Source organism: Marinobacter sp. (genome assembly GCF_040904845.1).
Taxonomy (GTDB): Bacteria; Pseudomonadota; Gammaproteobacteria; order Pseudomonadales; family Oleiphilaceae; genus Marinobacter.
Genome location: NZ_JBBDSR010000002.1, coordinates 37,964 through 58,269 on the forward strand (window position 1 = coordinate 37,964; position 20,306 = coordinate 58,269).

At 57.0% G+C, this 20,306-nt stretch carries 18 protein-coding genes; 11 read left to right on the forward strand and 7 right to left on the reverse strand.

The features are described 5' to 3' along the window. Positions 1 to 248: 248 nt before the first annotated feature. From WD429_RS00275 to WD429_RS00290, 4 genes are read left to right on the forward strand one after another with little or no spacing between them, the layout of a single operon-like run. Positions 249 to 1,724 (forward strand): ATP-binding protein, encoded by a 1,476-nt coding sequence (locus WD429_RS00275; protein WP_368420160.1) that lies wholly within the window; start codon positions 249 to 251, stop codon positions 1,722 to 1,724. Continuing rightward, entirely contained in the window at positions 1,717 to 3,102 is a 1,386-nt protein-coding gene (locus tag WD429_RS00280) for a sigma-54-dependent transcriptional regulator (RefSeq protein ID WP_368420161.1), read from the forward strand. The genes WD429_RS00275 and WD429_RS00280 overlap by 8 nt, the downstream gene beginning before the upstream one ends. Beyond that, complete coding sequence (locus WD429_RS00285; protein ID WP_368420162.1) at positions 3,095 to 4,000, forward strand: DMT family transporter; 906 nt, start codon at positions 3,095 to 3,097, stop codon at positions 3,998 to 4,000. Before WD429_RS00280 ends, WD429_RS00285 begins: the two co-directional genes overlap by 8 nt. Next, positions 3,997 to 4,272: a GIY-YIG nuclease family protein gene (locus WD429_RS00290; RefSeq protein ID WP_368420163.1), complete on the forward strand. Its 276-nt coding sequence runs from the start codon at positions 3,997 to 3,999 to the stop codon at positions 4,270 to 4,272. Before WD429_RS00285 ends, WD429_RS00290 begins: the two co-directional genes overlap by 4 nt. On the opposite strand, the gene WD429_RS00295 is transcribed toward WD429_RS00290, so the two are convergent. Further along, positions 4,250 to 5,143, reverse strand: coding sequence for an alpha/beta hydrolase (locus WD429_RS00295; protein ID WP_368420164.1), 894 nt, complete (start codon positions 5,141 to 5,143; stop codon positions 4,250 to 4,252). The genes WD429_RS00290 and WD429_RS00295 overlap by 23 nt on opposite strands. 135 nt (positions 5,144 to 5,278) lie before the next feature. Between WD429_RS00295 and WD429_RS00300 the strand changes: the two genes are divergently transcribed. The 3 genes from WD429_RS00300 to WD429_RS00310 all read left to right on the forward strand — a co-directional run bounded on the left by WD429_RS00300 (position 5,279) and on the right by WD429_RS00310 (position 8,535). Further along, entirely contained in the window at positions 5,279 to 6,298 is a 1,020-nt protein-coding gene (locus WD429_RS00300) for an alpha/beta hydrolase (RefSeq protein WP_368420165.1), read from the forward strand. A 24-nt stretch (positions 6,299 to 6,322) separates the two neighbouring features. Next, positions 6,323 to 6,979, forward strand: coding sequence for an OmpA family protein (locus WD429_RS00305; protein ID WP_368420166.1), 657 nt, complete (start codon positions 6,323 to 6,325; stop codon positions 6,977 to 6,979). 260 nt (positions 6,980 to 7,239) lie between these two features. Beyond that, positions 7,240 to 8,535: a S8 family peptidase gene (locus WD429_RS00310; protein WP_368420167.1), complete on the forward strand. Its 1,296-nt coding sequence runs from the start codon at positions 7,240 to 7,242 to the stop codon at positions 8,533 to 8,535. Between the two features lie 85 nt (positions 8,536 to 8,620). On the opposite strand, the gene serA is transcribed toward WD429_RS00310, so the two are convergent. Continuing rightward, positions 8,621 to 9,850, reverse strand: coding sequence for a phosphoglycerate dehydrogenase (gene serA / locus WD429_RS00315; RefSeq protein ID WP_368420168.1), 1,230 nt, complete (start codon positions 9,848 to 9,850; stop codon positions 8,621 to 8,623). Positions 9,851 to 10,052: 202 nt separating this feature from the next. Here serA and WD429_RS00320 point away from each other — a divergent pair, with 202 nt between their 5' ends. Continuing rightward, positions 10,053 to 11,456, forward strand: a complete 1,404-nt coding sequence (locus WD429_RS00320; protein WP_368420169.1) for an FAD-binding oxidoreductase — start codon at positions 10,053 to 10,055, stop codon at positions 11,454 to 11,456. Positions 11,457 to 11,530: 74 nt separating this feature from the next. Here the strand turns inward: WD429_RS00320 and WD429_RS00325 are convergent, their stop codons facing one another. Together WD429_RS00325 and WD429_RS00330 are read right to left on the reverse strand one after the other, a co-directional pair. Then, positions 11,531 to 12,859 (reverse strand): ABC1 kinase family protein, encoded by a 1,329-nt coding sequence (locus tag WD429_RS00325; RefSeq protein WP_368420170.1) that lies wholly within the window; start codon positions 12,857 to 12,859, stop codon positions 11,531 to 11,533. A 48-nt stretch (positions 12,860 to 12,907) separates the two neighbouring features. Then, positions 12,908 to 13,570, reverse strand: a complete 663-nt coding sequence (locus WD429_RS00330) for a fumarylacetoacetate hydrolase family protein (RefSeq protein ID WP_368420171.1) — start codon at positions 13,568 to 13,570, stop codon at positions 12,908 to 12,910. Positions 13,571 to 13,710: 140 nt separating this feature from the next. On the opposite strand from WD429_RS00330, the gene WD429_RS00335 reads away from it, so the two are divergent. Both WD429_RS00335 and WD429_RS00340 read left to right on the forward strand, forming a co-directional pair. After that, entirely contained in the window at positions 13,711 to 15,750 is a 2,040-nt protein-coding gene (locus WD429_RS00335; protein WP_368420172.1) for a DUF2235 domain-containing protein, read from the forward strand. Between the two features lie 41 nt (positions 15,751 to 15,791). Further along, positions 15,792 to 16,352: a DUF2931 family protein gene (locus WD429_RS00340; RefSeq protein WP_368420183.1), complete on the forward strand. Its 561-nt coding sequence runs from the start codon at positions 15,792 to 15,794 to the stop codon at positions 16,350 to 16,352. A gap of 74 nt (positions 16,353 to 16,426) precedes the next feature. On the opposite strand, the gene WD429_RS00345 is transcribed toward WD429_RS00340, so the two are convergent. The 3 genes from WD429_RS00345 to WD429_RS00355 all read right to left on the reverse strand — a co-directional run bounded on the left by WD429_RS00345 (position 16,427) and on the right by WD429_RS00355 (position 19,089). Next, positions 16,427 to 16,969: an adenine phosphoribosyltransferase gene (locus WD429_RS00345; RefSeq protein WP_368420173.1), complete on the reverse strand. Its 543-nt coding sequence runs from the start codon at positions 16,967 to 16,969 to the stop codon at positions 16,427 to 16,429. 28 nt (positions 16,970 to 16,997) lie between these two features. Beyond that, the gene (locus tag WD429_RS00350; RefSeq protein WP_368420174.1) at positions 16,998 to 18,296 is read right to left on the reverse strand and encodes an NCS2 family permease; all 1,299 of its coding nucleotides are present in this window, start codon (positions 18,294 to 18,296) and stop codon (positions 16,998 to 17,000) included. 172 nt (positions 18,297 to 18,468) lie between these two features. Further along, positions 18,469 to 19,089 (reverse strand): trimeric intracellular cation channel family protein, encoded by a 621-nt coding sequence (locus WD429_RS00355; RefSeq protein WP_368420175.1) that lies wholly within the window; start codon positions 19,087 to 19,089, stop codon positions 18,469 to 18,471. Positions 19,090 to 19,320: 231 nt separating this feature from the next. On the opposite strand from WD429_RS00355, the gene WD429_RS00360 reads away from it, so the two are divergent. Next, the gene (locus tag WD429_RS00360; protein WP_368420176.1) at positions 19,321 to 20,298 is read left to right on the forward strand and encodes an NADPH:quinone oxidoreductase family protein; all 978 of its coding nucleotides are present in this window, start codon (positions 19,321 to 19,323) and stop codon (positions 20,296 to 20,298) included. The last annotated feature ends 8 nt before the right edge of the window (positions 20,299 to 20,306 follow it).

Consider the following 20,306-nt stretch of genomic DNA (forward strand, 5'->3'; position numbering starts at 1 on the left):
TGTCAGTTCGGAGATATCCGGTGACAACCGCTTAACTACATTGGTTGCCGGTGTGAAGCTTTTTAGCACCGACAATGTCGTGTTCGTACCAGAGACCTATCAATTGGCGTGCCACCTTCCCGATAAAGTTAAAATATCTTAAAAAACAATGAGATAATGAATTCATTCTAATTAATTTCATGTAAGAGCGGTTGTGGCGAAATGCCACATGTGGCAAAAAGGTGTGACATTTTGTCGGAGCGCACGTTATGCCGCGGCCCGTACTGAGCGCAGGGAGCATGTTTCACTCTTTGCGGCTCACCCTGGTTCTGACCCTGGTTATCCCACTAATGCTTTTCAGTGGCGTCGCCATTTACGTTGGCGTGAGCGCCGTCGGAGAGAACCTGAACGATCGCTTGCGGGAGGATCTTGAGCTGGTGGCCAGGGCGGTCAGTGGGCCGCTGTCGCGGGCCATGTCCGAGGGTGATGAGATTGTCATGGGGGAGTCTCTTGAGTCCATATTCCGGATCGGCCGGGTCTATGGGGCTTCTGTTTTTGACGAGGAGGGCAACCAGATTGCCAGCCTGGGTGTAGCAGACAGCAACGTTCGCAGCAGCGAGAGTGCCGAGCGGGTTATCGCCAGCGGTGAGCTTGGCGGTGCGTTTCGGCGGGTGGACGGCGAGTCGGTGTTTTCCCAGTTCACCCCTCTGGTCGCTGAGAACGGCCGTATTCAGGGGCTGCTGCAGATCACCCGCAAGCGCAGTGATTTTCACGAGCTGGTGGCTTCCAGCTGGCTCTGGGCCATCGCTATCTGGTCGTCGCTTTCTCTGATTGTCATTCTGGTGGTGGTGCTGGGGCATTACGGTGCGGTGGGCCGTCATGTCAGCCGGCTGCTGGAAATTATGGGCCGCATGGCTCCGGGAAGCTGGCGTGTCACCGCGGTGCCCGGCGGCCCCCGTGAATTGCGCCAAATTCATGAGGGGCTTCGGGACATGGGTGAGCGTATGCGGGCGGCTGAGACCGAGATTGGTGAGCGCGTCATTCGGGAGCGGGAGCTGGCCGAGCGCCTGGAGTACCAGGAAAAAGTGGCCATGATCGGTCGGGTTGCCGGCGGTGTCGCCCACGAGCTGGGCGCGCCGCTGAGTGTGGTTCAGGGGCGCGCCAATATTCTGCGCCGGGCCGGGCTCAAAGAAGGGCAGGATCGACATCTGGACGACATCGAACATCAGGTAGAACGGATGACGCTGATCATCCAGCAATTGCTGGATTGTTTTCGCCATGTGCCGGACTCCCGCCGCACCACGGATCTGGCGGCGGTGCTCAGGGATGTCACCGACCGGATTGGCGATGACCCCAAGTGCGGTACAGCCAGCGTGAAGGCTCATGGGCTGGATCAGCTGGCGGAAATCACGGCAGAACCCACCCGCCTGGAGTTGGCCTGCCTGAATGTTATCCGTAATGCCTGCCAGGCCAGCAAGGGCAGGGTAGAAGTGTCGCTCAGGCGCGAGGGAGCTCAGTGGGAAGTACGCGTGGAAGATGATGGCCCCGGCATCGATCCGCAAGCCAGGGAGCGTGTTTTCGAACCGTTTTACAGTACCCGACCCGCCGGTGAAGGGACGGGGCTCGGCCTGGCTGTGGTGGGCAGCGTGTTGAAAGAACATGGCGGTTATGTCGATATTGGGGAGAGTCAGCTTGGAGGGTGTCGGATGAGTCTGTTTTGGGCGGGGGTACAAGGCAATGAATAATCATCAGCCATTGATCCTGCTGATCGAGGACGATGCCAGTCTGCGATCTCTGCTTGCAGAAGAGCTGGAGCTGGAGAGCTATCGGGTTGTGTCAGCTGCATCCGCCTACGAAGGGCAGGAAAAGGCGTTGGCGGAGATTCCTGACCTGATCGTGTCCGATTTGCGGCTGCCGGACGCAGACGGTCTTTCCGTTTTGCGTGAACTTCAGGCGGCTGGGCATTCGGTGCCGTTTATTATAATTACCGCCTTTGGCACGGTGGACCAGGCGGTAGACGCCCTCAAAGCCGGCGCTGACGACTTCCTCACCAAACCCCTGTCGACCGACCACCTGCGGCTGAAAATCCGCCGCCTGTTATCTCAGGCGGCGATTACCCACGAGCTTGCCCGCTATAAATCCAGAGGCAAAGACGATACGTCGCTCGGTCTGGTTGGTGACAGCGCAGCCATGCGCCGATTGCGAACGGAGATTCGACAGGTAGCGCGCAGCCACGCAGTGGTTCTGATTAATGGCGAAAGTGGCACCGGCAAGGAGCTGGTGGCACGGGCTATTCATACTGAAAGTGAGCGCAAAGCGCGGCCTTTCCTGCCGGTGAACTGTGCAGGGATTCCGCAGGAGTTAATGGAAAGCGAGTTCTTCGGGCATGAAGCGGGTGCGTTCACCGGAGCCAGGCAAGCTCGCAAGGGTCTGTTCGCGGAAGCTGACGGCGGAACGCTGCTACTTGATGAAATCGGTGAAATGCCGCTGGCGCTTCAGGCAAAATTGCTACGTGTGCTGCAGGAGGGAACCATCAAACCAGTAGGTGCGGACCAGGAAGAAAGCGTTGACGTGCGCATTCTTGCGGCCACCCACGTCGACCTTCTTAAGGCCGTTGCAGAAGGCGCGTTTCGGGAAGATCTGTATTACCGACTGGAAACCCTTGCCCTGCTGGTGCCGCCCTTGAGAGAACGGGGTGATGATGTCGACATCCTGTCGATGCACTTTCTCCGGGAGGCGGCCCAACGCCATAACCGGGGGTTTATGAGGTTGAGTAATGTCACATCACAAACGCTGCTGGATTACCCGTTTCCCGGCAACGTCAGGGAGTTGGCGAGCGCCATTGAGCGGGCAGTGACCTTTTGCGATGGCGAGGTCATTCAGCCGGAACATTTGCCAGCGAGAATACGCCGGCGCCGTGCGGAGTCGCCGGCGGCTTCGGCCGAAGCGAGCCCCGGCAGCCTGGCCGATTGGCCAACGCTGGAGGCGCTGCAGCAGGATTACGTTAGCCGGGTGATCAAAGCGGTGGAAGGGAACAAGCGCCGGGCCGCCCAAATTCTGGGAATCAACCGCCGAACGCTCTATCGCTGGCTGGGTGCCGGGGCGGGAGAGGTGAATGACTAACCAGAAACACGCGATGATGTATGGCCTGGCAACGGTGCTGTTGTGGTCCACGGTTGCCACGGCTTTCAAGCTGTCGCTTCGCGAGTTGTCTCCACTCCAGATGATGGCGGTGGCCTGCTCGGCCTCGGTGGTGGTCATGGCGCTTATTCTGATAGTCCAGAAGCGCTGGCACCTGGTGTTTTCGCTAAGCCGCCAGCAGTACCTGCAGTCCATCGGTATGGGTCTGATCAACCCGTGCCTGTACTATCTGGTGTTGTTCGGAGCCTTCGACCGCTTGCCGGCCCAGGAGGCCCAACCGCTGAATTACACCTGGGCGCTGGTGCTGGCCTATCTCTCGGTGCCGTTTCTTGGCCAGCGATTGCGCCGATTGGACATCGTCGCCGGCCTGATCTGCTACGCCGGGGTGGTTGTTATCGCTACCCGGGGGGATGTGTTGTCGCTGACGTTTTCCGACCCGCTTGGCGTAGGGCTGGCGATTGCGAGCACGCTGGTGTGGGCATCGTACTGGATCATCGCGACTCGGGATAAACGCGACCCGGTGGTTGGGCTGTTTCTGAATTTTCTCTGCGGTTTGCCCTTCATTCTCGTGGCCTGCGCGTTCACCGATGGTTTTGATATGACGCTCGGCACGGCTGTTGGCGCAGCGGTGTACGTGGGTGTCTTTGAGATGGGTATTGCCTTTGTGTTCTGGTCCTACGCCATGAAAAAAGCGGAAAACACGTCGAGGGTGAGCAACCTGATCTTTATTTCTCCGTTCCTGTCACTGGTCTTTATCTACCTGATCCTGGGCGAAGTGATTCTGCCGTCAACTTACGTGGGGCTGTTGCTGATTGTTGCCGGGCTCTGGGTTCAGCAACTCAAAACCCGGGCGCGCCTGGCAGCGGTGGAAAAGCGATGAGCCATTGGCACTTGTACATGGTCCGAACTGCCCGGGGCGCGCTCTACACGGGTATCACCACCGACGTTTCGAGACGCTTCTCTGAACACCAGGCCGGTGCCCCAAAAGGAGCCCGCAGTTTGCGGGGCAAAGGCCCCCTGGAGCTGGTGTTCTCAGCGGCCGTCAGCGATCGCAGCATCGCTTCTCGTCTGGAATGGCAGCTGAAACAATGGCCCCGGACTCAAAAGGAGGCGTTGGTCAGAGGGGACATTACCCTGCCCGATGTTGACTGATGTGAGCGGCAACGTCATTGAGTGCGTCGGTTGCCCGGTCCAGTTGCCCCGCGTGAACCTGAAACACGTGCCACAGGCTGTTGAATATCTCCAGAGTGGTTTCATTGCCCTGGCGCGTGGCGGCCTCGGCAAGCCGCTGGGCATCGTTAAGCAGGATTTCCTCACTGCCGACCTGAATCAGCAGCGGCGGCAGGCCGCTGAGGTCACCAAACACCGGCGAGATCAACGGGTGGATTGGTGCTTCGGAGCCGCAGTAAAGCCGTGCTGCTTTGTCGATCCAGCGAGCTTGCAGCACGGGTTCCCGTTCTGGTGAGTACAACCGTTGGTGGCTCAGATCGACCCAGGGTGACATGACCGCCAACGAACCAGGCACCGGTTTCCCCCCGTCCCGCAGTTTCATGGCCAGGGCTACCGTCAGGCCACCGCCGGCTGAGTCTCCGGCCACAGCGATGTTTTCCGGGTTGTAACCGTCGCGCAGCAACCCATCGTAGGCGGCTTCAGCATCGTCCAGCGCCGCTGGAAAGGGATGTTCCGGAGCCAGGCGGTAATCTGGCGCGATGATCGGCCACCCACACGCTTTGGCGAGGTGCCCGGTAATGCCACGATGGGTAGAGGGTGACCCGATGATATAACCCCCGCCGTGCAGATAGAGCACCACTCCCGGCCCGGCATCACCAAAGTCCGTGCGGGTCGCCCGAATGCCGCCAACGGTCATCTTGCTGAAACGGCAGCCTCTGGGCGGTACCGAGCTGCGGTAAGCCTGCGCCACAATCGAGCGTTGCAGGGGCACGGGAATGGCGGGATGAAGCCATGGGCGGATAAGCCGACTCATGGTCTGGCGAAGGCCGGTTTCGAGCACGGTCTGAAGCATGAATTTCTCCGTGATAATGAGCAGGTTCTGCCTGAGATTATACAGTGGTGTGCTAACCTAGTGACGAACGCTCAGGTGAGCAAGGGGCTTCAGGGCCATTCATACGACCTTTTAATGACAGGCGTGTAACTCTACGTGTACTGGAAAACAGATACCATAGAAATCCCGGGCTGGAACCGAAGCTCTCTGCTGGAATGGCTGGAACCGTTTGATCCCGCTGCCAGCCGCGATCTGAGTGGCGAGATGATGGCTTACTGCCGTTTCTACGGCCTTGATTTATGGGTGGAACACCCGGAGGTGCACTACCATCAGGGCTATGTAAGCGCGGGGCGGCATCAGGTAATGGTGCATTATTTCCGTCATCCCGAAGGCGTTGTCAGCAAGGGCACCGTATTTATTCTGCATGGCTACTTTGACCACGTGGGATTGTACAGCCAACTGATCGACCGCTGCCTGGATGCGGGCTTTGATGTGCTGGCTTACGACCAACCGGGGCATGGCCTGTCCAGCGGAACACCGGCAGCGATCGGCAGCTTTCTGGAGTACCAGGCGGTGCTTTCTGAGGTAATAGCCGAGGTGAAAGGCAAAGTGCGCGCCCCCTGGTACGCCGTCGGGCAAAGCACGGGCGGTGCGATACTGATCGACTACCTGTTGTCGAACCATCACGACCAGAAGACATCGGATTTTCGACAGGTTGTGTTGCTGGCTCCATTGGTCAGGCCAGTGGGATGGCTGGGAGCCAAGGTGTTGCACAGTCTGGCAAGGCCGTTTCTGTCACGCTGGCGCAGGGCCTTCGCGCCGAACAGTGGCAATACCCGCTTTCTGCGATTTCTCAGAGAGCACGATCCGCTGCAGGCCAGGGCGGTTCACGTGGATTGGGTCAGCGCGCTAAAGCGGTGGGTGCCGCACATCGAGTCCGCTCGCCCGGTCAATTTTCCGGTGACGGTGGTTCAGGGGGAGAAAGACCTGACGGTTGACTGGCGACACAACCTACGGATTATCAGGAATAAATTTTCCTCGGTTGAGGAACTGAGAATACCGGATGGGCGTCATCATCTGGTGAATGAAGCACAGGATCTGCAAGCGACGGTGTTCAATGCCATCATCGATACATTTTCTAATGATCAGGCCGAGGACTTCTCCGAGGCCTGTTAGTAACAACAATGTCAGGAGAATGCTGTGAAGAAAACTATTCTCGCTTTCGCGATTGCCACGGTTGGTCTCGGTGGCTGTATGACTTACGACCCTTACACCGGGGAAGAGAAAACATCGAGTGCTACTAAAGGCAGCATTATTGGTGCCATCGGCGGTGCTGCGGTGGGTGCTGCAACCTCCAGCAAAAGTGATCGTGGCAAAGGCGCGCTGATTGGTGCCGCAAGCGGCGCTGCCGTGGGTGGTGGCATTGGTTACTACATGGACAAGCAGGAAGCCGAGCTGCGCCGCAAGCTGGAAGGTTCAGGCGTTCGGGTGGTACGTAATGGTGATGAAATTGAGCTGGTTATGCCTGGCAACATCACTTTCGATACCAACGAATCCACCATCAAGCCGTCGTTCAGCAACACGCTGGAGTCCGTTGGCCTGGTGTTGAAGGAATTCGACAAGACCATCATCCAGATCGACGGTCATACCGACAGCACTGGCTCGCAGAACTACAACCAGTTGCTGAGTGAGCGCCGCGCCGGATCCGTGCGGGACTTTCTGCTGAACCAGGGAATTGAGCCCAAGCGTACACGGGCCGTGGGTTATGGTCCTCGCTATCCGATCGCTTCCAATGACAGCGCTTCCGGGCGGGAGCAGAACCGTCGTGTCGAGCTGACACTGGTGCCGATGCAATAAGTTTGTCGCAAGTCCAGGAAAACCCCGAAGCTTCACCGCTCCGGGGTTTTTTTACGCCTAACTGGTAGTGCTGGGCAGCTACTTATCAATGCGGCCTTCCAGCATTGGGTGTTTCTCAAGCGAAAACCGAACAATAGGCGGTTAGATAACGTTAACTTCGGCACACTTTGGCCTCCGTAGCCATGTTGGAGAGGGTGCTGGTTGTGACAAATTGATCACGATCAATAACATTAATAACGACAAATGAAGGAACATACCCTATGACCAGCCGAATATTGCCTGCTGCCTGTCTTGGTTTGGCTCTCGCCGCTTCCACATCTGCAAGTCACGGTAGCCTTCTCGGTGGCCTGACTGGCGGATCCCAGGATGAAACCAGCCAGGAAGCGCTCCAGCCCGGAGATGTCCTGCCGGGACGGTACATTATTACCCTCGATCCTGAGCTGCCCGGCCTTCTCGGATTGGCGGACCTGCGGGCGGGGGTTGAGTCCCTGTTGCTGGCCGTTGGTGGTGGGGACATCCTGCACCTGTATAACGCTGCTCTGACTGGTGCCGCGGTATCACTGAGCGACGATCAGGCTGGCCTGTTATCGTCCCTGCCGGGTGTGCTGGCCGTGGAGCCGGATCGTGTCGTAGCTGCCACCACGGACGTACAGCAGGGTGCAACCTGGGGGCTGGACCGGATTGACCAGCAGGTACTGCCGCTGGACGAGCACTATCGCTACCCTGCGTCCGCCGGAGCAGGAGCCAATGTGTACATTATCGACACCGGCCTGCGGGACAGCCATGTCGAGTTTACAGGTCGTGTGATCGAGGGGCGCAATTTTGCAGCAAACGACACGGGTCTTCTGGGAGCAGGCGGTCTGCCGTTAGTTGGCCCCCTGCTGAATATTGGTGGGGAAACTGATCCTGCCGATACGACAGACTGCCATGGTCATGGGACTCATGTGGCCAGCACTGCGGTGGGTTCAGAGTATGGTGTTGCCAAGGCAGCCTCCGTGGCTGCTGTGCGGGTACTGGATTGCTCCGGTGCCGGTTCGAATGCCGACGTGATTGCGGGCGTGGATTGGGTTGCTGAGAACCATCAGGCACCGGCGGTTGCCAATATGTCGCTGGGAGGTGGAAATTCAGACGCTCTGGATTTTGCGGTGAAAGGTGCGATTGCACAGGGCGTGACCTTTGTAGTGGCCGCCGGTAACAGCGATGGCGATGCCTGCTCTGGTTCTCCGAACCGGGTGGAGGCTGCCATTACGGTGGGAAGCACAACGCGAGAGGACGAGCGTTCGTCTTTTTCCAATCATGGTGAATGCCTGGACCTGTTTGCGCCCGGATCGGACATCACGGCGGCCTGGTATCAGAGTGACACCGAAACCAACACCATCAGTGGCACATCAATGGCTTCACCCCATGTGGCAGGCGTTGGAGCCCTGGTGCTGGGCGATCAGGGCGGTTTGAGCCCGGCTCAGGTGGGTTCCGCCATACTGGAGATAGCAACGGGGAATGTTCTGGGTGGCATCAAGGCCGGTTCACCCAACCTGTTGCTGCGTGCGCCTCAGTAATTGCCACGGAACGGGTGCTGGCAGAACAAAAAAGCGGGAGCCTAGGCTCCCGCTTTTTTAGGTTCACTCATCCGATCTGGTCAGATCAGAACAGTACGCGGCAGCGAATGGTGCCTTTGACCTGAAGCAGTTTCTCAAGTGCCAGCTCGCCGTAGGCCTTGTCCACGTCTACCACCACATAACCAATATCTTCCTTGGTCTGCAGATACTGGCCACAGATGTTGATGCCATTTTCGGAGAACACCTGGTTTATTTCCGACAGCACGCCCGGCACGTTCTCGTGAATGTGCAGCAAACGGTGCTGGTTTGGGTGTGAAGGCAGGGCCACTTCCGGGAAGTTCACCGAAGACACCGAGGTGCCGTTGTCGCTGTACATGGCCAGCTTTTCCGCCACTTCGCGCCCGATGTTTTCCTGGGCCTCAATGGTGGATCCGCCCACATGCGGCGTCAGAATCACGTTGTCGAACTCGCGCAACGGGGACACAAATTCCTCGTTGTTGGACTTGGGCTCGACCGGGAACACGTCGATGGCGGCACCCAGAAGCTTGCCGCTCTTCAGCGAGTCGGCCAGCGCGTCTATGTCGACAACCGTGCCTCGGGACGCGTTCATCAGGATGGCACCGGGCTTCATCTGGGCCAATTGCTCCGCCTTGAACATGTACTTGGTAGCCGGGGTCTCAGGCACATGCAGGCTGACTACATCGGAGATGTTGAGCAGCTCCTGCAGGGTGCCCACCTGGGTGGCGTTGCCGATGGACAGCTTGGAGACCACATCGTAGAAGTACACATCCATGCCCAGGCCTTCGGCCAGCACGCTGAACTGAGTGCCAATGTTGCCGTAGCCGATGATGCCCAGTTTTTTACCACGAATCTCGTAGCTGTCCTTGGCCGATTTCAGCCATTCACCGCGGTGGGCTTTGGCGCTCTTCTCAGGCACGCCGCGCAGCAACAGAATGGCCTGAGCCAGAACCAGCTCGGCCACACTGCGGGTGTTCGAAAAGGGCGCGTTGAACACTGCAATGCCACGACGGGTGGCGGCTTGAAGGTCCACCTGGTTGGTGCCAATGCAGAAACAGCCCACGGCCACCAACTTCTTGGCGGCTTCAAATACCTTCTCGGTCAGCTGGGTGCGCGAGCGGATGCCGACGAAGTGCGCATCGGCAATTTTCTCGGCCAGCTCTTCCTCGGCCAGCGAGTGAGTCAGGTATTCAATGTTGGTATAGCCTGCGGCATTCAGGGTATCAATGGCAGATTGATGCACGCCTTCCAGCAGCAGAATCCGGATTTTGCTCTTTTCGAGAGACGTATTGGACATGGGCTTGTTTCCGAACCTTTCGTCACGTGAAATGACCTGGAGCCAGGGGATCGTCAGGCTGGCTCACAGAACAGGGGCGGTATGATACCATAAACGCAGATTTTCACAGTGCGTCGGATCGCCTGAATCAACAACTTGGCGATAGCCTGGATATCAGGTGTGCAGCGACCGGCCTCCGAACCTTTATGAGATGCTTAACTTCATGAATTCCGAACAGATTATCGCTTCGCTCAGAGCGCTGGTTGCCACCGGCGACGTCCCCGGGAAAGTGTTGACCGATCCGGCCGACCTGGAAACCTACGGTAAGGACTGGACTAAAATCTATCCGCCCAAGCCGCTGGCGATTGTGTTGCCGAAAACCACGGAACAGGTGCAGGCACTGGTGACGTTTGCCAACGAGAACCGGGTTGCCCTGGTGCCCTCCGGCGGCCGTACGGGCTTGAGCGCCGGAGCCGTTGCGGCCAACGGCGAGGTGGTGATCGCGTTCGATAACATGAACCAGATCCTGGATTTCAGCGCCAGCGACCGCACCGTCAAATGCCAGGCCGGCGTGGTGACCGAACAGCTGCAAACGTTTGCAGAAGAGAATGGTCTTTACTACCCGGTAGATTTTGCGTCTGCCGGCTCCAGCCAGCTTGGCGGCAACCTGTCGACCAACGCCGGTGGCATCAAGGTGATCCGGTACGGCATGAGCCGGGACTGGGTTGCCGGCCTGAAAGTGGTAACCGGTAAGGGAGACGTGCTGGATCTGAACAAGGATCTGGAAAAGAACAACACCGGTTACGATCTGCGCCACCTGTTTATCGGCGCAGAAGGCACTCTGGGGTTCATTACCGAAGCCACCATGAAGCTCTCCCGCAAACCGGACAACCTGACGGTGCTGGTGCTGGGGCTGAACAATCTGACCAACACCATGGATGTGTTGCAGGCCTTCCAGAAGCAGATCGATCTGACCGCGTATGAGTTCTTCTCTCATCAGGCGATGGGGCATGTGCTGGCTCACGGCCAGGTACAGGCCCCGTTCGAGACCGAAGCGCCATACTATGCGCTGCTGGAATTTGAAGCGGTGTCCGATCAGGTGATGGACGACGCCATGAACTTGTTCGAACAATGCGTGGAAAACGGCTGGGTGCTCGATGGTGTGATCAGCCAGAGCGAAACTCAGGCGCGAAATCTGTGGCAGCTGCGGGAGCGGATATCCGAGTCCATCGCGCCGCGCACGCCCTACAAAAACGACATTTCGGTCGTTGTCTCCAAAGTACCGGGCTTCCTCGAGGAAATCGACGCGGTAGTGAACGAGCATTATCCGGATTTCGAGATCATCTGGTTCGGTCACATCGGCGACGGCAACCTGCACCTGAATATCCTGAAGCCGGAAGACATGGCCAAAGAGGTGTTTTTCGAGAAGTGCCAGCAGGTCAACAAATGGGTGTTCGAGATTGTCGAACGCTACCAGGGCAGTGTTTCCGCCGAGCATGGTGTGGGCATGACCAAAAAGCACTACCTGCACTACACCCGCAGTGAGGCGGAAATTGCCTACCTCAAGGGTATCAAGCAGGTGTTTGACCCCAACGGCATCATAAACCCAGGCAAGATTTTCGATTGATGCGTGATCACATCGTTGTACTGACAGGCGCTGGCATCAGCGCCGAAAGCGGCTGAATGGCTATCCAGTCTGAGCTAGGCTGACCCGCCGGCTTGAAAGCCCGTCTGCAGGTACTTCTCCAGCTCACTTCTGAACGCCACCTGAACCCCCAATCGCTTCAGCATCCAGTAATGCCCCGCAATCATACGGTCGATGAAGATGCTCTCCACCGGAGGCTTGAAGTAATCCAGGTATTTGAACACCGTGGTGGTTTTGGCGGCCACCTGCTTATGGATGTCAGATTCGGCGAAGTTGTAGGGTTCCACCTGATTGAACGGCACAATGAGGATATCGCGCCACATGGCGTAATAGGCTTCGTCCACCGCTGGCTGTGATTCCACCCGTGCGCCCAGGTCGATCAGGTGGCGGTCGAGGGCGGCGTAATCCTCCTCCAGTGCGGAAATCAGCGCCTTGCGGTAGGCTTCGACAATTTCCGGTTTCAGTTTTTTCACGCAGCCAAAATCATACAGGATGATGGAGCCATCGGGTCGATAGGCAAAATTGCCCGCATGGGGGTCGCCGTGGATGCACTGAAACCGAAACAGCTGATCCGCCATCATGGTGAAAATGCGATGGCCGATGAGGTTAATGGTTTCCTGGCTGTATCTGCCGGGGGTGATGGCGCTGATGTGGTCACCCTCCACCAGCTCCATCGTCAACACCCTCCTTGAGGAGTGACTTTCAAATACCCTGGGGATAACAATCCAGTCGTCCTTGGCGTGGAAGTGGCGGAACTCCTCCAGATTGCGGGCTTCGTTCTCGTAATCCAGCTCTTCTTTCAGGCGCACGCGGATTTCACCAAACAGTTGGTCCACGTGTTCTTTCGGCATTTTCAGCAGGCCGCCAAGCTTGAGGGTCAGGCGAAGTTGCTTCAGGTCGCTGTCGCAGGATTCGTCCACACCCGGATACTGCACCTTCACAATGACATCGCTGCCATCATGCAGGCGCGCCCGGTGGACTTGGCCAATGGAAGCCGCCGCGTAGGGTGTCTCCTGCAAATATTCGAATAATTCAGCTATCGGCCGGCCGAGCTCGGATTCCACCTGCGCCACGATAACCTCAAAAGGCATGGGGGGCGCTTCTTTCTGCAACCGTTCCAGTGCGTCGGAAAATTCTTTGGGCAGGAAATCCTGGGTCTGCGACGCGATCTGGCCCACTTTCATTACCGCGCCTTTCAGTTCGCCCAGCGTATCGGCGATCTGGTCTGCCATGCGGGTATAGCTTTCGCTCTGGGCACCTTCGTCGTTTTCGGTGCGGAACAGGCGTCGCGCCCGCTGCCCGGCGTATTCGCCAGCCACCGAGGCGGTCATGCCCGCCAGCTTGAAGAAGCGCCCACTACGTGAGGTAACCGGTTTTTTTGCCATGCCGTGATTGGGTTCCGACCTTTGGAAAGGTTTACTGTGTTGCCTACGTTAAAGCACTTTGGTCTCGACAAACAGCACATCTTCCAGTTCCAGTGACAACACCTGGCCGGCCACCAGTGGACCAACGCCCTTGGGCGTGCCGGTGAGCACCACATCGCCAGGGAGCAGGCTGAACTGACTGCTCATATGGGCGATCAACGGCACGATGGGGTTGAGCATTTCCCGGGTATCACCGGTTTGCTGGCGCTGACCGTCGATATCGAGGGTGAACGTCAGGTGGTCTTTCCTGACGTGGTCGACGGGGACAAACGGCGACAGTGGGCAGGAGCCGTCAAACGCTTTCGCCCGCTCCCAGGGCTGGCCCTTCTCTTTGAGCCTGCCCTGAACATCCCGCAGGGTAAGATCCAGTGCCAGGCCGTAACCCAGTATCGCGCTTTCCGCTTCCGTTGCCGAGGCGTTGGTGAGCGGGCGGCCGATAAGCACCGCCAGCTCCGTTTCGAAATGAACCGAACCGCAGTCACGGGGGAAATCCAGCGGGCGGGTGGCGTACACCGCCGCGGTAGAGGGCTTGATAAACAGCAAGGGTTCATCGGGTACCGGGTTATTCAGTTCCCTGGCATGTTCGGCGTAATTGCGACCGATACAGACAATCTTGCCAAGCGGCAGGTGAACCGGCGTGCCGTCCTTCCAATGGTGTTGGTAGTTCTGCATGGAAACTTTCTCCTCAAACAATGGCATGAGTCTAAACCGGAACCTGTTTCCCTTGCACTACCGGGAGAAATTCTTTAGGTTTCCGTGACGCTTGGCACCAACGGAGAGGGCCGGCTGGAACAAAACCAACAGGGACAGTGATGATACTCAAATACCCCCGGGACCTCAGGGCACAGGACCTGCCGCTGATTGAATCCCCATTTTTCGCGACCAGCAAAGTCCGGTCCATTCTCACCTCGTTTTATGCTCACGAACGCAACCGGCTTGAGTTGCCCCGGGAGCAAGCTGGCCGCTACCGCTCGCATCAGGCCCAGGCCGATGAGCTCTGCGCCCGCGTTGCGGCGGGGGAACTTCTGCTGGTGTACAGCGACATCAGACGAAACGAACTGGTTTCCCCGGTGGTCACCTGGCGTTCAGACGATGGCGGCCCTGGACAATGGTGTTATGAGGAAAGCCGCCACCTCAGCCGTCATATCCCTGAAGCCGTTGCCGCACTCAACCGTGAACGTATATCGCCTGACGATCTGGAAGCGACCATGGGTATTGGCGGCATGTCGGCCGGTGACGTTGAGATGGAACTCCGCGCGCAGCGCCGTCAACAACGTGAGCGCGAGGCCGGTGCGCATGCATCCACAAACCCCACGGCAGCTTTAGCCGCTGCGTTACCCCTCGCCGCCGTTGCGCCCGTGGAAGCGAACCCTGAACAGCAGCAAAAAGCGGAAGAACCCCCGCTGGAAATTGTGGCCGGCCTGTTTACCGATGGCACGTTGAATAACGTGGACAACATCGAGACCTTTGAACGACGGGTTGAGCAGGAATGCCTGGAGCCCATGCGCAAAGACCCGTCAAAACAGGCCGAGTGCGAAGAGCGGCTGCGGTTGTTGATGGGGGAGAGCTATGCGGGGGCGGCTACGAATGTGGCGAAGCTCTGGCAGCTTTATGATGATTCAAGCCAGCAGGCACCCGGTAAGGGGCCTGTCGTGATTAAGGTATATTCTCCCGGAGCTGGCACTAAGACCGGAGAGAATGATTCACTGATTGGCATGGCTACTGGGTTGGGGGAGACAGGGGTTTTCGAGCAGGTGAATCGGCTCTTTATGGAACTTGCTTCACAAATCAGAAATCTAAACACTGGAGACAGGGGGTACAGAATTGTTTTTGATTTGTTCGGGTTTAGCAGAGGTGGTGCTGCCGCCCGACATGCTGTTAATGAAATTGTAAAGGGCAAGACTGGCATGTTGTCTCAAGCGATGCGCCGCCATAATTTGGAATTGCCTGAAGCTGTCGAAATTAGGTTTGTCGGATTATTTGACACGGTTGCTGGCATAGTTAATTTGTCCGATCTCGATTTTTCACCAGGAAATGACCGTAATTCTCCCGTTAATTTGCATTTGAATCGAAAAGACGTGGCGAAAGCCGTGCAGCTGGTTGCTGGCCATGAAAAACGGGAAAACTTTGCTTTAAACAGTCTCAGGGATGCTCAGAATCAAATTCCGGAAAATTTTCGGGAGATTATCATGCCAGGTGCTCACTCCGACATCGGGGGAGGTTACCCGGATGAGCAAATAGAAGAAGTCCTTGTTTACCCTGTTTTGAGCATCCGCGGCAGCAGTGTCCAATGGCCTGTGAGTACCATAGAGTGGGACAATTTAGAGGATTTTCGGTCGTATCTGGCGGGTGAAGGGTGGATTGGAGAGCACAGTTTTATGTTACCTGATGGAGAACATCCAAGTCTGAAAATCAAGCAACGACGAATTGATCATCCGGCACCTGATGGTCAGGTATTACTGAGTTTGCGCATGACAAGGCACATAAAGGGCCATTACTCGAGAATTGCGCTAAGAATCATGCATGACTTGGCCTCCGCGGAAGAAGTTCCGTTAGCAGCATTGGGAAGCAATAACGAATCTGAAAGCGTGCCAGATGAGTTGCGCATCCTTTATGAAAAATTCACCAAACAATTGGCTTCTGGCGCGCAGGCTTTAACTCTAGAAGAGCCAGAAAACAAACGAATCTTGCAAAGATACATTCATCACTCAGATCACTACAACTTGATGGAAAGTGCCGTTGGAGACGACCTACTACGTTACGAGTTTCCATTTGACGAGATTCATCCCTTTCGACCGGCAACGCGACGGAACCGAGTTGTCCATCCAAACCATAAAATGACAGGAAGATAATGCGGAATTTACTCACATATACACTCCTCTGCTTGATGTTAATGGGAGCTGGTTGTAGTGGCTTAACTCCGGTGGAGAAGGAGTCAGCGTGGTATTTTCGAGTGGCCGTTCCGAAGCACTATGACGTATGGGTTCAATACATGGAGTTCGAACTGTCTGGTGAGTATGCGTGGCATCAGGCACCTGGGTTTGTCTCCTGTTGCTGGAGGGGTGACCACGGACCGAGAGGGCCCGGTGGTCGGTTGGACCCATTTCCAAACTATATAGCGATCCAATGGTTCTCCTATGCGGAGCAGAAGTTCTACCAGCGGTTAATGTCGATACCAGAGGCCTGGCTCGAAAAAATGAAGGAACCAGCCCCGTACACCACGTCCTTAGGCGCGTTTGAAGGTCCCCGAGATTCGCTAATTTTTGGTCTTGCACCTGGCGGGGAAATAGTTGTGTGGGTTATGAATCAGATTGGAAATGAGATCGAACTTGCAAGACTCCAAGCCAACGAAATCGAAGGCGATCCCTCAGAGTTCAAACAAACAACGGAAGGTTACCTCGAACGCAGCGGCGATCATTTAGAAGAACACGGTATCCCAAAAGAAGGCTGGTAGGGTTTCAGGCTGCACGGTCGGCCCTCGTGGGAGAGCCGACCATATCTTATCGGTGGGTATTGGCGCTAGCGATGTTACTCCCCCTCGAAAGAGCACACCGTATAAACCGCCAGGTTTTCGTCCTGCAGTTTGCGTGATCCGCCCAGGTCCGGCAGGTCGATCATGGCGGCCACTTCCACGATTTCTGCGCCGATTCGGCGAATCAGGCGGGTGGCGGCCAGCATGGTGCCGCCGGTGGCGATCAGGTCATCCACCAATACGACCTTGTCGTCGGGCTTGAACGCATCTTTGTGGAGTTCAACGGATGCTGTGCCGTATTCCAGTTCGTAATCTTCCACCAGCGTGTCGAAGGGCAGCTTGCCTTTCTTGCGGATCAGCACCAGCGATGCGTTCAACTCGTAGGCCAGGGCGGAGCCGATAATAAATCCACGGGCGTCGACAGCCGCAACGGCATCGATCTGCTGTCCGTGATAGCGGTGCACGAAGGCGTCAATCAGCTTGCGGAAGGCGGTTTTGTCCTGAAGCACGGTGGTGATATCACGAAACGCGACGCCCGGTTTGGGCCAGTCGGGCACGGTGCGGATGGCTTTCTTGATGCTCTCTGCGAAGTAATCCATAACTCGTCCGGGAAACGCTGGAGGCGGCTTACGCCACGTCCAGGAACATGAATTTCAGTACGAACACAACGGCAATGATCACCACGCTGACATTCAACTGGGACCAGCGGCCGCTCAGTGCTTTGAGAATCGCGTAGGTGATAAAGCCCAGTGCAATGCCGTTGGCGATGGAAAAGGTCAGCGGCATCATCAGCGCGGTGACCACCGCGGGTGCCGCATCGGTGACGTCGTCCCAGTCAATCAGCTTCAGGCCAGAGGTCATCAGCACCGCCACAAACAGGAGGGCTGGCGCAGTGGCGTAGGGCGGAATGACGCTGGCAATCGGTGACAGAAACAGGCACGCCAGGAACAGAACGGCGACGACCACCGCCGTGAGCCCGGTACGGCCGCCGGCGGAGATGCCCGCGGTGGATTCAATGTAGCTGGTGGTGGTGGAGGTGCCCAGGGCCGCACCGGACATGGTAGCAACAGAATCAGACATCAGCGCGCGACCAAGGCGGGGCAGCTTGCCTTCCTTGTTCAGAAGACCGCCCCGCTGGGCCGCCCCGATCAGGGTGCCAGAGGTATCGAACAGATCCACGAACAGGAAGGCAAAGATCACGCTGATCATGCCAATGTTTAAGGCTCCTGCCAGGTCCAGCTCCATAAACGTCGGGGCGAGGCTCGGCGGCGCGGAAACAAAGCCGTTGTATTCCACCAGGCCGAGCATCATGGCAATCACTGTGACGGCGATGATGCCGATCATGACAGCACCGGTGATCTGGCGGTAGGCGAGGGCACAAATCAAAGCGAAGCCACCAAAGAACAGCAGAGCTTCAGGGCTTTTGACCTCACCCAGCCCCACCAGCGTGGCAGGGTTGTCCACCACGATGCCGGCGTTCTTGAGTGCAATCAGCGCAAGGAAGAAACCGATGCCGGCGGTAATGCCGAAGCGCAGCGACAACGGAATGCTGTTGATAATCCATTCCCGGACTTTGAAAATGCTGAGCAGGAAGAACAGGAAGCCGGAAATGAACACGGCGCCCAGGGCGACCTGCCAGCTGTAGCCCATGCTGCCGACCACAGTGAACGAGAAAAACGCGTTCAGGCCCATACCCGGAGCCAGGGCAATCGGGTAATTGGCCCACAAGCCCATGATCAGGGTACCGATCACAGCGGCCAGACAGGTGGCGACGAACACCGCGCCGTAATCCATGCCCGCAGATTCCAGCATGCTGGGGTTGACCACGATGATGTAGGCCATGGTCAGAAACGTGGTAATGCCGGCTACCACTTCTCTGCGAACGTTGGTGCCATGGGCTTTTAACTGAAATAGTCGCTCAAGCATGACGGGGGTCTGCCTCATTGAATACCGGGTAGGGTTGCGAGTTTGAACAGGATCGAACGAATTTGAATTGGGTGAAAAAACGGCAATATTACCGGCTGAAGCCGCCCAGGCCAAGGGGTGATTCACGGTTCATCATTACGGTTTGTGTTGGATCGAGCCTCAGAGTGTGCGCTCAGCCATGGTGATGAGGGTCCCGTTGCAACCGGATATCAAAGCGCACGGCAAGCATGCGAGCAATCACGATGAATGACAGGCCTACGGTCAGCGCAATGGCTTCGCTCGCCAGGAACCACTGGCACACAAAATAAAGCCAGCAGCCCGCGAAAGAAATCGATGCGTAGACCTGGTCCTTGCGGAAAATATATGGCACTTCGTTACACAGAGTATCCCGCAGGGCACCACCAAAAGTGCCGGTCATCACGCCGAGTAGAGACGCGACGAACCACGAATGCCCAAGATCCAGCGCCAGTTGAGCGCCCAGGATGGAGAAGATGCCGAGACCGATGGCGTCCGGAAACACAATCCGCGACTCACGGATTTTTTCTGCCCGGTGCCAGTAACTGAACACAATGGCTATCGCCAGAATGAGGATGGGCTGTTCCTGATGCGTGATCCAGTACAGCGGGTGGTTGTCCATCATCAGATCCCGCAGGGTGCCGCCGCCCAAGGCCGTGATGAAGCCAATGGTGAACACGCCCACCGGGTCCATATTCTTGGAGCGGGCCACAATCATTCCTGAAATGGCGAATGCAATAACGCCAATCATTTCAAGAAAATAGATGATATCGAACATGACAGACCCTGAAACGCAGCAAGTGGTGGTGAGTGGTGGCGAACCGGTCGGGTTTGAAAGCGCGCAGGATAGCCTATATCGACTCGGGATTCATCCCCGCCAGAGTCCAGCTATAAACAAACCTAATGCGGCTGAATAAGACATCTTTATTTGCTTCATGCAGCGACTCTGTTTAGCTTGATGGACATCCGATACAGCATTTCCGTTAGCCAATAACAATGGAGTGATCCAATGAAAGCCATTCTTTGCAAAGAATACGGCCCGGCCGAAAAGCTGGTGATAGAAGACATAGCCAGCCCCGAAGTGAAAGGCCACGGCGTCAAAATTCGCGTCAAGGCGGCTGGCCTGAATTTTCCCGATACACTGATCATCGAAAACAAGTACCAGCTTAAACCGTCGCTGCCATTTTCACCCGGCGGTGAAATGGCGGGTGAAGTGATTGAAGTGGGCGAGAAGGTGACCCGCTTTAAACCGGGCGATAGGGTGGCAGGCCTGACCGGTTACGGTGCCTTCGCCGAAGAAATCGTGGCACCGGAACAGAACCTGCTGCCGGTGCCCGATGCCATGCCGGACGAAAAGGCGGCGGCCTTCTCCATGGTGTATGGCACCTCCTATTATGCATTGAAGCAACGGGCCAACATTCAGCCGGGTGAGACCCTGCTTGTTTTGGGTGCCAGCGGCGGCGTGGGCCTGGCCACGGTGGAACTTGGCAAAGCCATGGGCGCGCATGTGATTGCTGCCGCCAGTTCTGCGGAGAAACTGGCCGTTGCCAAAGCGGCGGGTGCGGATGAGTTGATCAACTACACTGAAGAGCCCCTGAAAGACACCATCAAGAAGCTCACCAAGAGCAAGGGCGTGGATGTGATCTACGACCCGGTCGGCGGTGAGTATACCGAGCAGGCCCTGCGCGCCATGGCCTGGAACGGTCGCCACTTGATCATCGGCTTCGCCGCCGGCGAAATTCCCAAGATTCCGGCGAACCTGACACTCCTCAAGGGCTGTTCGGTAGTCGGTGTGTTTTGGGGCAGCTTCACCCAGCGCGAACCACAGACCAGCGCCCAGAACATGATGGAGCTGATGAAGCTCTACGCCGAGGGCAAGATCGACCCCAAGATCAGCGAAGTGTTCGAGTTCGGGGACTACGCTCAGGCTTTGGGTGCCTTGACCGAGCGGCGGGCTACCGGGAAGGTGGTGCTTAAGATCGGTTAAGATCGTAG

Excerpts from the sequence above, each read along its gene's own strand:
- WD429_RS00360 (WP_368420176.1), top strand. The coding sequence starts at position 19,321 with ATGAAAGCCATTCTTTGCAAAGAATACGGCCCGGCCGAAAAGCTGGTG.
- WD429_RS00325 (WP_368420170.1), bottom strand. The coding sequence starts at position 12,859 with ATGGCAAAAAAACCGGTTACCTCACGTAGTGGGCGCTTCTTCAAGCTG.
- WD429_RS00330 (WP_368420171.1), bottom strand. The coding sequence starts at position 13,570 with ATGCAGAACTACCAACACCATTGGAAGGACGGCACGCCGGTTCACCTG.
- WD429_RS00350 (WP_368420174.1), bottom strand. The coding sequence starts at position 18,296 with ATGCTTGAGCGACTATTTCAGTTAAAAGCCCATGGCACCAACGTTCGC.
- WD429_RS00280 (WP_368420161.1), top strand. The coding sequence starts at position 1,717 with ATGAATAATCATCAGCCATTGATCCTGCTGATCGAGGACGATGCCAGT.
- WD429_RS00335 (WP_368420172.1), top strand. The coding sequence starts at position 13,711 with ATGATACTCAAATACCCCCGGGACCTCAGGGCACAGGACCTGCCGCTG.
- WD429_RS00310 (WP_368420167.1), top strand. The coding sequence starts at position 7,240 with ATGACCAGCCGAATATTGCCTGCTGCCTGTCTTGGTTTGGCTCTCGCC.
- WD429_RS00290 (WP_368420163.1), top strand. The coding sequence starts at position 3,997 with ATGAGCCATTGGCACTTGTACATGGTCCGAACTGCCCGGGGCGCGCTC.
- WD429_RS00355 (WP_368420175.1), bottom strand. The coding sequence starts at position 19,089 with ATGTTCGATATCATCTATTTTCTTGAAATGATTGGCGTTATTGCATTC.
- WD429_RS00295 (WP_368420164.1), bottom strand. The coding sequence starts at position 5,143 with ATGCTTCAGACCGTGCTCGAAACCGGCCTTCGCCAGACCATGAGTCGG.
- WD429_RS00340 (WP_368420183.1), top strand. The coding sequence starts at position 15,792 with ATGGGAGCTGGTTGTAGTGGCTTAACTCCGGTGGAGAAGGAGTCAGCG.
- WD429_RS00320 (WP_368420169.1), top strand. The coding sequence starts at position 10,053 with ATGAATTCCGAACAGATTATCGCTTCGCTCAGAGCGCTGGTTGCCACC.
- WD429_RS00285 (WP_368420162.1), top strand. The coding sequence starts at position 3,095 with ATGACTAACCAGAAACACGCGATGATGTATGGCCTGGCAACGGTGCTG.
- WD429_RS00275 (WP_368420160.1), top strand. The coding sequence starts at position 249 with ATGCCGCGGCCCGTACTGAGCGCAGGGAGCATGTTTCACTCTTTGCGG.
- WD429_RS00345 (WP_368420173.1), bottom strand. The coding sequence starts at position 16,969 with ATGGATTACTTCGCAGAGAGCATCAAGAAAGCCATCCGCACCGTGCCC.
- serA (WP_368420168.1), bottom strand. The coding sequence starts at position 9,850 with ATGTCCAATACGTCTCTCGAAAAGAGCAAAATCCGGATTCTGCTGCTG.